General features: G+C 60.2%; 9 protein-coding genes. 3 read left to right on the forward strand and 6 right to left on the reverse strand.

Annotated elements, in window-relative coordinates; genetic code table 11:
* Positions 1-130: 130 nt before the first annotated feature.
* Complete coding sequence (gene ahcY, locus FLP30_RS01285; RefSeq protein ID WP_149278001.1) at positions 131-1,420, forward strand: adenosylhomocysteinase; 1,290 nt, start codon at positions 131-133, stop codon at positions 1,418-1,420.
* Between the two features lie 72 nt (positions 1,421-1,492).
* Here the strand turns inward: ahcY and FLP30_RS01290 are convergent, their stop codons facing one another.
* On the reverse strand, positions 1,493-2,908 hold the full coding sequence (locus FLP30_RS01290) for a cryptochrome/photolyase family protein (RefSeq protein WP_149278002.1): 1,416 nt from the start codon (positions 2,906-2,908) through the stop codon (positions 1,493-1,495).
* 118 nt (positions 2,909-3,026) lie between these two features.
* Here FLP30_RS01290 and FLP30_RS01295 point away from each other — a divergent pair, with 118 nt between their 5' ends.
* The gene (locus FLP30_RS01295; protein ID WP_149278003.1) at positions 3,027-3,413 is read left to right on the forward strand and encodes a DUF3597 domain-containing protein; all 387 of its coding nucleotides are present in this window, start codon (positions 3,027-3,029) and stop codon (positions 3,411-3,413) included.
* A 51-nt stretch (positions 3,414-3,464) separates the two neighbouring features.
* Here the strand turns inward: FLP30_RS01295 and FLP30_RS14370 are convergent, their stop codons facing one another.
* The 5 genes from FLP30_RS14370 to zapE all read right to left on the reverse strand — a co-directional run bounded on the left by FLP30_RS14370 (position 3,465) and on the right by zapE (position 12,274).
* Complete coding sequence (locus FLP30_RS14370) at positions 3,465-4,787, reverse strand: L,D-transpeptidase (protein WP_246856550.1); 1,323 nt, start codon at positions 4,785-4,787, stop codon at positions 3,465-3,467.
* 68 nt (positions 4,788-4,855) lie between these two features.
* Complete coding sequence (gene lpdA, locus FLP30_RS01305) at positions 4,856-6,565, reverse strand: dihydrolipoyl dehydrogenase (protein WP_149278004.1); 1,710 nt, start codon at positions 6,563-6,565, stop codon at positions 4,856-4,858.
* 76 nt (positions 6,566-6,641) lie between these two features.
* Positions 6,642-7,874, reverse strand: a complete 1,233-nt coding sequence (gene odhB, locus FLP30_RS01310) for a 2-oxoglutarate dehydrogenase complex dihydrolipoyllysine-residue succinyltransferase (protein WP_149280142.1) — start codon at positions 7,872-7,874, stop codon at positions 6,642-6,644.
* A 109-nt stretch (positions 7,875-7,983) separates the two neighbouring features.
* On the reverse strand, positions 7,984-10,851 hold the full coding sequence (locus FLP30_RS01315; RefSeq protein WP_149278005.1) for a 2-oxoglutarate dehydrogenase E1 component: 2,868 nt from the start codon (positions 10,849-10,851) through the stop codon (positions 7,984-7,986).
* Between the two features lie 202 nt (positions 10,852-11,053).
* Positions 11,054-12,274 carry a cell division protein ZapE gene (gene zapE / locus FLP30_RS01320; protein WP_149278006.1) on the reverse strand — a complete coding sequence of 407 codons (1,221 nt, stop codon included), beginning with the start codon at positions 12,272-12,274 and terminating at the stop codon, positions 11,054-11,056.
* A 129-nt stretch (positions 12,275-12,403) separates the two neighbouring features.
* Here zapE and FLP30_RS01325 point away from each other — a divergent pair, with 129 nt between their 5' ends.
* Complete coding sequence (locus FLP30_RS01325) at positions 12,404-12,742, forward strand: carboxymuconolactone decarboxylase family protein (RefSeq protein WP_149278007.1); 339 nt, start codon at positions 12,404-12,406, stop codon at positions 12,740-12,742.
* The last annotated feature ends 25 nt before the right edge of the window (positions 12,743-12,767 follow it).

Genomic DNA, 12,767 nt, shown 5'->3' on the forward strand with positions numbered 1-12,767 from the left:
GCTGCACACCAGAAAAAAAGCCCCATGGCAAGGTCAGGCCGCCCAATTGCCTGCCATGCCGCTTTCATCTGGCCTCTCTGCCCGCCAGCCTGTATAGAAACCAACAGTCCGGACAGGAAGACAGGATAACATGACCGACTATAAGGTGAAGGATCTCTCGCTCGCCGAGTGGGGCCGTAAGGAAATTTCCATCGCAGAAGGCGAAATGCCCGGCCTGATGGCCCTGCGTGAGGAATATGGCGCAAGCCAGCCCCTGAAAGGCGCACGCATTGCGGGCTGCCTGCACATGACCATCCAGACCGCAGTGCTGATCGAAACACTGGTGGCCCTTGGCGCCACGGTGCGCTGGTCTTCGTGCAACATCTTCTCCACACAGGATCACGCCGCTGCTGCCATCGCCGCTGCCGGTATTCCCGTGTTTGCCTGGAAAGGCCTGGCGGAAGACGAATTCTGGTGGTGCATCGAGCAGACCATTCAGGGCCCCGATGGCTGGACCCCGAACATGATCCTCGATGACGGCGGTGATCTGACCGTGCTGATGCACGACAAATACCCCGAACTGCTGGCCAACGTCCGCGGCCTGTCCGAGGAAACCACAACAGGCGTGCACCGTCTGTGGGAAATGCAGAAGAAAGGCACACTGAAGGTTCCCGCCATCAACGTGAACGACAGTGTGACCAAGTCGAAGTTCGACAACCTGTATGGCTGCCGCGAAAGCCTGGTGGACGCTATCCGCCGTGGCACCGACGTGATGATGGCCGGCAAGGTTGCCGTTGTCGCCGGGTATGGTGATGTCGGCAAAGGCTCCGCCGCATCGCTGCGTAATGCAGGCTGCCGCGTGCTGGTGACCGAAATCGACCCGATCTGCGCCCTGCAGGCCGCCATGGAAGGCTACGAAGTCGTCACCATGGCTGACGCTGCACCGCGTGGCGATATTTTTGTGACCGCAACGGGCAATGTCGGTGTCATCACCGTTGAGCACATGCGCGCCATGAAAAACCGCGCCATTGTGTGCAACATCGGCCACTTCGATTCTGAAATCCAGATCGATGGGCTGCGCAACTTCACCTGGGACAACGTGAAACCGCAGGTGGACGAAGTTGTCTTCCCCGACGGCAAGCGTCTGATCGTGCTGTCCGAAGGCCGCCTGGTGAACCTTGGCAATGCCACGGGCCACCCGTCCTTTGTGATGTCAGCCTCCTTCACCAACCAGACACTGGCCCAGATCGAACTGTGGACAGCGCCTGAAGGCAAGTACGACGTGAAGGTGTACACCCTGCCCAAGAAGCTGGACGAAAAAGTAGCCGCCCTGCATCTGGCCAAGGTTGGCGCACAGCTGAGCAAGTTGAGCGAAGAGCAGGCCAAATACATTGACGTGCCCGTCAACGGCCCGTTCAAGCACGAAGAATACCGCTACTAAGCACCTCCCCCTCAGGGGATGCTGAACAGGGCCGAGGCGGGATGGTACCATCCTGCCTCGGCCTTTGTGTTTTCAGGCACTTTTTCCGGCCTGCCGCGCCTGCTCCAGTGCCGCAAGAGCCCGCGCCCGCGCCATGGCATGTGGTACAAGAGCGGGCGGATACCCCCCCGGCCCACCGCAGCCATCCTTGAGAATATCCGCCATGACCGCTTGCGAGACCCGGGCAAGCTCTGGCACCCAATGGCGCACGTAGTCGCCCTGGGCATCAAACTTTTCCTGCTGCAAACGCGGGTTCATGATCCGGAAGAACGGTGCGCTCTCCACCCCGCATCCGGCCACCCACTGCCAGTTCATGGCATTGCTGGCGGGGTCATAATCCGTCAGCGTATGGGCAAACCAGCGCTCGCCTTCTCGCCAGTCAATCAGCAGGTGCTTGACCAAAAACGACCCGACAACCATCCGCACCCTGTTATGCATGATGCCCGTCTGCCAAAGCTGACGCATTCCTGCATCCACCAGCGGGTAGCCTGTGCGGCCCAGTTTCCAGGCCTCCAGTCCGGCGGGATCATCCCGCCAGGCCATGTGCTCAAATTCGGGCCGCAGGCAGCGTGTGGCCAGATCAGGGTGATCCCATAGCAGCGACCAGGCAAACTCGCGCCAGCCCAGTTCCGCCAGAAATTTCACACTGGCCTGCGAGGAATCAGCGTCCGTCACAGCCTGCCAGATCTGCCGTGGCGTAATCTGCCCGGTGCGGAGAAAGCACGACAGGGCAGACGTGCCATCGTGCGCGGGGTAGTCACGCTCCTGCACATACTCTGGCAGAGCCTGTTGCAAAAACGTGGCCAGAGCAGCGTGAGCTGCGGCCTCACCCTTCTGGTGTTGGCTGTCCAGCATGGCACACCACGGCGGGCCATCAGCCCCCAGTTGCGGGGCCACCACCCCGGACCAACCGGGCCAGCTTTCTGCCTCCACAGTGGCAAACGCTACATCCTGCACAGCAGGCAAAGGCGGCAAAGGCTCCACCCGGCAGGCCGCACGCCAATATGCGCCACATACCTGAAACGCCTGCCTGGCTTGGGTCCGGATTGTCCATGGCTCATGCAGCACGTTACCGGCAAAACTGCTGACTGCTGTGCCATCCTGCCGTAGCCTGGCTTTCAGCGCTGTATCCGTAGCCCTGCCCGCAGGGTCGTAGCGGCGGTTCCAGAACACGGATGTTGCCCCGGAGCGGCGCACAATCTCTGGCAAAAGATGTTCCGCGTCGCCCTCAAACACATGCAGCCTGCCGCCCTGCCGGGCCAGTTCATCCATGAACACCGACAGACTTTTTTCCCGCCACCAGTCAGCGGCAGAAAACTCCTGCGGCACCGGCTGCCTTATATAAAGGCACAGCATGGGCGCACCGCTCTGCTGGGCGGCTGTCAGGGCGGCATTGTCCGCCAGACGGAAATCGTCACGAAACCAGACAATCGCTGGAGAAACACTCATAAGACCCCCTGCACACAATCCACCGGGCACCTTCTATAGGCAGGATGCCACTTTCCTGCCAGAACAGGAGGGTACAAACCTTGGGTGACGTATTTTCAGACATGAAAGGCCGACTGCCATGAGCATTCTTGGTTCCATTTTTTCCGCCATTTTCCATCACGCCAAGGCCGCAACACCGGCTGCCCAGACGCCAGACGCCCAGACCAACCCGGCAGCCCCCGTACCTGCGGCAACACCCGTAGCCACACCGGCCACGATTGATATTGATTCTGTCCTGACCGATATGGCTGCCCACAACAGCCAGACGCTGAACTGGAAGCAGTCCATTGTGGATCTTCTCAAGCTGCTGGGGCTGGACAGTTCCCTCGATGCCCGCAAGAAGCTGGCAGCAGAACTGGGCTACACCGGCAGCACAGACGACAGCGCTGCGATGAACGTGTGGCTGATCGGCCAGGTCCGCCAGAAGCTGGCCGAAAACGGTGGCAAGGTGCCTGCCGGGCTGTAAGCAGCCATTTACCCTCTGCCAGACTGTACTCCCATGCCTGGCAGAGGGTGCTTACCCGTTGGTCGCGGGCTGATGCCGGGGTGACTGGTCCTTGAGTGCGGCTGTCTTGCCCGCCTCCTGCACCTGCCCTGCGGTATCCACCACCACCACGGCCAAGCCGGAGATAGGCGATGGTGTCCGGTCAGCCCGCAGCAAGGCTTTGAAGCGCCGGTCCACAGCCGCCTTGCGCTCGTATTCCACATCCAGCAGACCATGCCGGTCGATAAAAATATTCAGCGCTGCGGGAATACGGATACACCCGGCAGATGCCATGTGGCCCAGGCGCTGTTCCAGAAAAACAGGGTCCGTGGCGTGCATTTCAAGCCGGATGGGGCCTTTCTCCCGGCTGGGGAGCCAACCTTTTTCGGCTATCTGCCACCCAAAATCCCACACCCGCATGCCTTTGGTACCATTGCCCATGATACCGTTTTCATTCTTGGTGCCCAGGGCGCGGTAGCCCAGCCGGTCGGCTGTATTGGTAAACACCCCTGTCGGCGTAATGTAATAATGCTTATGCCCGGTGCGGCCCGTTGAAATATTGGTGCTGCCTATTACCTGCCACTCCTGCGTATTGGGCAGGGCCAGAATCAGGCAGAGCCGTTGGACGGTCGGATTACGGTCCACCACGACAATCACCTGCGGTCGGTCAATGGTATAACCGGCCTGTTCAATCTGCTGGCGGGCCAGATCCACCCATTCCGCTTTATAGGCGGCGGATACAGTACGGGCCTGTGGCACTTCATGCCGGAAAGCACGGGTCAGTTCCTGCGCGGCCTCACGCGCAGCGTCCTCATCCAGCACGGGGGGCGCTGGCATATCCGATTCGGCTGCCTGGGTTGCGGCTGGGTCGGCAACCGTATGCGCTGCTGGCGGCACGTCAGCCGTAGCCAGCGCATGCTGGGCAGTAGCGGCAGGTAAGTGCGCAGGCGGAGCAACAACTGGCAGTTCCGTTGCCTGCACAGGCACCGGGGCAGTCACTGCGGCCACCATCTGCGGCGCGGGCACTGCTGCCGCAGGCTGGCGCACCCTGTCCAGCCCCGCCTGTCGGGCTACGGGGGCATGGAATGCGACGTCAGGCCGCCCTGCGGTGGCTGAGGCAATCTGCCTTTTACCCTGTGTATTGCCATGGCTTGCTGGCCATTCCTCCCCCACATCACCATCGGGGAAATAGGAACGGGTTGCGGCATCGGCCTGTTTCTCACGCCCATCATGGGCATGCAGGCCGGAAATATCAGACTGGTCGGTCCCGGACGGTTCGGCAGCGGCTGTCACGGCTGACGGGACCAGAAGACCGACAGCCATAGTCCATGCCGTCAGATGTCTTGCTGCAAACATGCCATACCCTCTCCCGTGCTCATGACATGGGAAAGAGTATGGCATTTCTTTAAAAAAGAAGGAAACGATCAGATATTAATCGCGCGGTTGTCAGCGCCCAGCGCGGCTTCCTTCACGGCTTCGCTCAGTGTCGGGTGGGCATGGCAGACGCGGCCAATATCCTCAGCAGAAGCGCCGAACTCGATTGCCATCGTTGCCTCGGCAATCAGTTCGCCAGCGGCCGGGCCAAGAATATGCACACCCAGCACTCGGTCTGTCTGCTTGTCGGCCAGCACCTTGACGAAACCATCGGTCATGCCCAGCGCACGGGCGCGGCCATTGGCCAGGAACGGGAACTTGCCCACCTTGTAGGCCGTGCCCTTTTCCTTCAGCTGGTCTTCCGTAAAGCCAACAGATGCTACTTCCGGCCAGGTGTAGATAACACCGGGGATTGCATCGTAATTGACATGCCCAGCCTGACCCGCCAGCAGTTCGGCCAGGGCAACGCCTTCCTCTTCCGCCTTATGGGCCAGCATCGGGCCAGCAATCACATCGCCAATGGCGTAAACACCGGGCACGCTGGTTGCGTAATGAGCATCGACCTCAATACGGCCACGCTTGTCCAGCGCAATACCAGCTTCTTCCAGCCCCATGTTTTTGCTGGCAGCCGTGCGGCCCACCGCAACCAGAACCACATCGGCTTCCAGCGTTTCGGCCTTGCCACCTGCTGCGGGTTCGATTGTCAGCACAACGCCCGAGGCTGTTTTTTCAGCCTTGGTCACCTTATGACCCAGCTTCATGGCAAAACCCTGCTTGACCAGCAGACGCTGGAACTGGGTTGCCACTTCCGTATCCGTACCCGGCACCAGACGGTCGAGGAATTCCACAACCGTGACGCTGGCACCCAGACGCTGCCACACGCTACCCAGTTCCAGCCCGATCACACCACCGCCGATAACGACAAGGCGCTTGGGCACGGAGGACAGTTCCAGGGCACCCGTGGAGGTGACAATCACCTTTTCGTCCACTTCGATCCCCGGCAGGTTGGCACTATCGCTGCCGCTGGCAATAATAATGTGCTTGGCTGTCACCGGCTTGCCATCAACGCTCAGGCGGCCTGTGCCTTCGACCTTGCCGTGGCCTTTCAGCCAGGTAATGCCGTTCTTTTTGAACAGGAACTCAACGCCCTTCACATTCGCGCCGACAATCTCGGCCTTGCGGGCCTGCATGCGGGCGAGATCGAGCTTGACGCTGTCGATGACCACGCCATGGGCTGCAAAATCATGCCCTGCCGCGTGATAGTTCTCGGACGACTGCAACAGCGCCTTGGAGGGAATGCACCCGACATTCAGACAGGTGCCGCCAAGGGTTGCGCGTTTTTCAACACAGGCAACCTTAAAGCCAAGCTGGGCGGCACGAATGGCGCAGACATAACCGCCGGGACCAGCGCCAATAACCACAACATCGTAGTCAACATCAGCCGCAGGCTGTGCTGCCGGGGCCGCCTTGGGAGCGGCCTCCTTCGCGGGGGCTGCTGCGGCAGCCGGGGCAGCACCTGCTGCACCTTCGGCCAGAATGGCCAGCACCGCGCCGACACCAACCTCGTCCCCTTCCTTCACGGCATGGCTTTCCAGCCTGCCGCTGGCCGGGGCGGGCACTTCAACACTGACCTTGTCGGTTTCAAGCGCGACAAGGGCTTCGTCTTTCTTAACCGCATCGCCGGGCTGCTTGAGCCACTTCCCCACCGTGGCCGTTGTCACGCTTTCACCAAGGGCAGGTACTTTGATTTCAGTCGGCATGAATTTTCTCTCGTTCACGTTGGGGATCACAAACAGTGGGCTGACCAGCGGTTAGGCCAGTCAGCCCCACCGGACCTCAGACGTCAATCAGCAGGCGACGCGGGTCTTCAACGTTCTGCTTCACACGCACAAGGAAGCTGACAGCCTCTTTCCCGTCCACAATGCGGTGGTCATAGGACAGGGCGACATACATCATCGGGCGGATGACAACCTGACCATTGACCGCAATCGGGCGTTCCTGAATGGAGTGCATGCCCAGAATACCAGACTGCGGGGCGTTCAGGATCGGTGTGGACAGCAGCGACCCGTAAATGCCGCCATTGGTGATGGAGAACGTGCCGCCGGACAGGTTTTCCAGCTTCAGCGTGCCTTCACGCGCTGCCTTGCCAAACCCGGCAATGGTTTTTTCGATCTGGGCATAACCCAGAGTATCGGCATCGCGGATAACCGGCACGACCAGACCGTTGGGGCCACCCACGGCAATGCCAAGGTTTACGAAGTCACGGTAGATGACATCTTCCCCGTCGATTTCCGCATTGATGGCGGGAAATTCCTTCAGGGCGGCGATCACCGCGCGGGAGAAAATGGACATGAAGCCCAGCTTCACACCATGCTTTTTAACAAACCCGTCCTGAAATTCGGCTCGCAGGGCCATCGCGCCCGACATGTCGATTTCATTAAAGGTTGTCAGCATTGCAGCCGTGTTCTGTGCCTCTTTCAGGCGGCGGGCCACGGTGCGGCGCAGGCGGGTCATCTTCACGCGTTCTTCACGCGGGTCGTCATTGCGTGCTGCCTTGGGGGCGGCCGCCGGGGCTGCTGCCTGCGGCTGGGACAGAAAGCCCAGCACGTCACCCTTGGTAATACGCCCGCCAAGGCCACTACCCTGACCAACCTGCCCGGCATCCAGACCGTTTTCTGCCATCAGCTTGCGTGCAGCAGGCAGCGCAGCCGCGGCATCCACCGCCGGAGCCGCAGCCGGGGCGGCCTTGGGGGCTGGAGCCTGTGCAGGGGCAGCCTGCGTTTTGGCTTCAGGCGCTGCCGCCTTGGCCGCAGCCGGTGCAGCCCCGGCCTTGCCCGCTTCCAGCGTGGTCAGCAGGGCACCAACTTCAACCTCGTCCCCTTCCTTGACAGCCTGCGGGCCAAGCACGCCGGCCTTGGGTGCAGGAACTTCCACACTCACTTTATCAGTTTCAAGTTCGACAATCGGTTCGTCTTCCTTAACCGCGTCGCCAGGCTGCTTCAGCCACTTGCCGATGGTTGCAGTTGTCACACTTTCACCCAGTGTCGGCACCTTGATCTCGACTGACATCATCTTCCCCATTTCTTTTCAGTCACCCGGAGCACCATGCCCTGACCCATGCTGCTCCGGGTTTTCTCGCCCACGTACCGTAGGCTGCTTTCTAAAATATCGACAGTGTTCAGCTTGCGCTTTTCAGACCAAGGGCTGCCTGCACCAGACCCGCCTGCTCGGCCGCATGGATGCGGGCCAGACCAGTGGCGGGGCTTGCCGCCGCAGCGCGCCCGACATAGCGCGGGCGACCGGCCTTGTGCCCGGCCTTGAGCAGAGCATTCTCGATCCGGCGGTCCACAAAGTGCCACGCCCCGCCATTTTCCGTTTCCTCCTGGCACCAGATAATCTCGGCAGCAGGATAGCGCGCCAGCTCGGTGGCGAGAGCCTCTTCCGGGAAAGGATAGAGTTGCTCCAGACGCACGATGGCAACGTCCTTGAGGTCTTTTTCCCGCCGTTCGGCCAGCAGGTCGTAATAGACTTTGCCCGAGCACAGCACGACACGGCGGATTTTGGCATCCGCATCCAGCGCGTCAACTTCCGGCAGAACCGGGCTGAAACGCGTGCCGGGTCCGAACTCGGCCAGTGTGGACACTGCCAGCTTGTGCCGCAGCAGGGACTTGGGCTCCATCAGCACCAGCGGCTTGCGATAGTCCAGCTTGAGCTGACGGCGCAGGGCATGGAAGTAGTTGGCCGGTGTGGTGATGTTGCAGACAAACATGTTGTTTTCTGCGCAGAGCTGCAAATAGCGCTCAAGCCGGGCGGAGGAATGTTCCGGCCCCTGCCCTTCGTACCCATGGGGCAGCAGCATGACCAGACCGGACATACGCAGCCACTTGGTTTCACCCGAGGCAATGAACTGGTCGATAATGACCTGTGCGCAGTTTGCGAAGTCACCAAACTGGGCTTCCCACAGCACCAGCGTCTGCGGATTGCGGACCGAGTAACCGTATTCAAACCCCAGCACGCCGTATTCAGAAAGCAGGGAGTTCCAGACTTCAAGTTTTGCCTGTTCACCCTGGATCTGGTTCAGCGGTGTGCACTGGGTCTGGTTGACCTGATCGGTCCAGACCGCATGCCGCTGGCTAAAGGTGCCACGCTGGCAGTCTTCCCCCGACAAGCGCACCCGGTGGCCATCAAGCAGCAGTGCACCAAAGCCCAGTGCCTCACCCGTTGCCCAGTCAAAGCCTTCGCCTGTTTCAAACATGGCGGCCTTTGCCTTGAGCTGGCGGGCAATTTTGCTGTTGAGGTTAAAGCCTTCGGGAACAGTGGTGATGGCGTCACCAATTTTACGCAGTGCATCCAGCGCCACACCGGTTTCCGGCACGGCCTGCACATTGGTCCCGCCGGATGCCCGCAGGCCTTTCCAGTCACCTTCCAGCCAGTCGGCCTTGTTGACCTTGTAGGACTGGGCTGCCTTGTAGTCGTCTTCCAGACGGTTCTGGAAAGCATCCCACAGTGCCTGCACCTCATCCTGAGTAGCCGCACCCACCTGTACAATGCGCTTGGCATACAGGGCGTGGGGGGTCTCGTGGCTGGCAATGGCCTTGTACATCACCGGCTGGGTGAACACAGGCTCATCACTCTCATTATGCCCATGGCGGCGGTAGCAGACGATATCGAGCACGATGTCGTTGCCAAATGCCTGCCGGTAATCCGCTGCCAGACGGGAGACATAGACAACGGCTTCAGCGTCATCACCGTTCACATGCAGGATGGGGGCGTTGATCGACTTGGCAATATCCGTGCCATAGACACCGGAATGGCCAAATTCCGGGTTGGTGGTAAAGCCAACCTGATTGTTGACCACCATGTGAATGGAGCCACCCGTGCGGTAGCCCGGCAGCCTGGACATGGACAGTGTTTCGTACACCACGCCCTGCCCGGCAAAGGCTGCATCACCATGGATGACAATGGCCATGCTGGAGCGGCGGCTGTCCGTATCGCCACTGTCGTCCTGAATGGCGCGCACCTTGCCGCAGACCACCGGGTCCACTGCTTCCAGATGCGAAGGGTTGGGCTGGAGGGAGATATGCACATCATGCCCGCCCACCTCGACATCGGTGGAAGAGCCAAGGTGATATTTAACGTCGCCCGAGCCTTCAACATTATCCGGCTTGAAAGAACCGCCTGCGAATTCATTAAAGATCGCGACATACGGCTTGCGGACAACGTTGACCAGCGTGTTCAGGCGGCCACGGTGGGCCATGCCAATGGCGACAGACGTTACGCCCTGCCCCGCCACCTGATCAATAATGGCATGAAGGGAGGGAATGGAAATTTCGCCCCCTTCCAACCCAAAGCGCTTGGCACCCACGTAGCGTTTTTGGCAGAAAGCCTCAAACCCTTCAGCTTCCGTCAGGTTGCGCAGAATGCTTTTGCGTTCTTCAACTGTGACAGCCTGTGTCCAGTTGTCACCTTCCAGCCGCTGGCGGAACCATTCGCGCTCCTCCTGCGTGGCCATGTGCATGTATTCTGCACCAATGCTGGCGCAATACACGGACCGCAGCGCCTGCACCACCTCTGCCACGCGGGCTGTTGTGCGGCCTTTCAGCAGTGGTTCCAGCAGAGTGCCGACAAAAACCTCGCGCTCAAGGCCCTTCTTGTCAAAACCATAGGTCGCGGGGTCAAGCTCGGGCAGAGCTGGTGCCACTTTCAGGCCCAGCGGATCAAGCTGGGCTTCACGATGGCCATGTTCACGGTAGGCGCGGATCAGCCGGGCAATTGCAAGGCTGTCCTGCGCGGCAAGCCCACCGGCGGGGCCACCCTTGGCGGGAGGCGGAGCGTCCTCCCCCGTGATGTTGGACGGGCGGGGCGCCCATGAGGCCCCAACCGCATCCTTCAGCACTGCCGCTTCATCATCCCCCAGGGATTCGAACAGAATGTTGAAGGACGGATCGACGCTTTTCGGATCCTTCGCCCACTGGGCATACAGGTCTGCAAGGTAAGCAATATTGGCACCGTTCAGAGCGGTAGCCAGCATATCCGAAACCGCCATTTCACATTCCTCCCTGCCGTGGGGACAGCATGCACTGCTGGCCTACCAGCGTGACATACCCAGACGTAAGCCGATCCATCTTTCTTTCACTGCGCGCCATAGCGCGCAGTGCCCTCTGAATTCCGTTGCCAGGAGCAGGTCTCCCGGCTGTTGCTTTCAAAGAGCTAGACCGCCCCTGTGGCGGGAACAAGGTCAGGCGATGTCACGCTCTAGAGAGGCTATGGGCCGCCTGTGCTGCCTGCGCCCCGTGTTCGAGCCAGCTCTCACTTCCCATCTCAGCGAGACGTGAGGCCGTACGGGCAAAAGCGTCCGATCCTTCACCCTGTGTAAACAGCGTGTCAGGCGGGGCTTCGGCTGAGGCAAACAGCAGATTTCCGTTGTCGTACAGCGCATCAATCATCGTAATGAAGCGGCGGGCCAGATTGGCTTCGTCCTGGCCCATGCACGGGATTCCTTCAATCAGAACCACGGGAAAACGCCGTGCCAGAGCCAGATAGTCGTTAGGGCCAAGCGGCTTGCCACACAAAGAATTGAAATCAAACCGGCAGACCGGCCCTGCGGCCATATCCACCTCCAGACTGCGGCCGCTGAACTCCAGCACCACGGGGGCTGCTTTTTCACCATTGGCATAGCGGGCGAAGATTTCGTCCAGCCTGCTGCGGGCTGTGGTGTCAGCGGGCACCAGCCATGTTTCATTGTCCTGCTGGCGTCCACGCCGGTAGTCACGCGGCGAATCCAGTTCGATCGTATCAAGCTCCCGCCGGATAATGGCAATAAAGGGCTTGAACGCATCCGCCCCCGGACGGTTCTGGAACAGTTGCGACGGTTCGGTGTTGGATGTGGCCACAATAACCACCCCGCGGGCGAACAGCGCCTCAAACAGGCGGCCCAGGATCATGGCGTCGGCAATGTCGTTGACCTGGAACTCATCAAAACACAGCAGCACAGCGCGGGCGGCTATGGCGTCGGCCAGTGGCGGGATCGGGTCTGCCATGCCGGGGTTAGCCCGTTTGAGATCATGCAGTTTCTGATGCACGTCCTGCATGAAGTGCAAAAAGTGCAGCCGCTCCTTCTGCCTGATCGGGGCACAGCCATAAAACAGGTCCATGACCATAGTCTTGCCGCGCCCGACACGCCCGACAATATAAAGCCCACGCGGACGAGGGACCGAAGCTTCGGTCGTCTGGGGGCGCAGACGGCGCACCAGCCCGGACAGCAGCCCTCGGCCGCCAGCCTCCTTGACCGGGGTGGGTGTCCGGTCTGGCATGGCCGCCAGTTCATGCCACAGCTTGTCCAGACGCTCGACCACACGTTTCTGGTCTGCATCACCATTAAGGTCACCTGCTGCAATACGCTGCTGGTAAACCGCCAGAGGGCCTTGCCGTGTTGCGGCCTGTGGCCCGGTTTTATCCGTATATGTCATATCTGCCCGATACCGGCTGCCTACTGCTTTTCGCAAGCATCGTAACCTCTCCTAACCGTGTCGTGACAGGCCGCCACATCCATGGTGCTGTTCGTATTGTTACTTTCACATTTAATGAAAGCCTAGATCATGACCGACTGGAATGCGTATCGCGCCAATTTACAAAAAAACGTGAAAACCTTTGTCAGCCTTTCTCCCAACACGCTGACCGGCCTTCAAACACTGGAAACGCCACTGCCGGAGAAAAAGCACCTGGATGACAAAACACGCGAGCTGATTGCCCTTGCCGTTGCTGTCACCACCCGGTGCGATGGCTGCATTGCCGTGCACAGTGCCGCCGCCAAACAGGCAGGTGCCAACAAGGAAGAAATTGCCGAAGCCCTGGGCGTTGCCGTAGCACTCAATGCCGGGGCCGCTCTGGTCTATTCCAGCCGTGTCATGGAAGCCTTTGAAAGCGCACAGGACTGACCACCCCGACAGGTCGCGCCATGCA

It is taken from the genome of Acetobacter vaccinii (assembly GCF_008365315.1).
Lineage (GTDB): Bacteria > Pseudomonadota > Alphaproteobacteria > Acetobacterales > Acetobacteraceae > Acetobacter > Acetobacter vaccinii.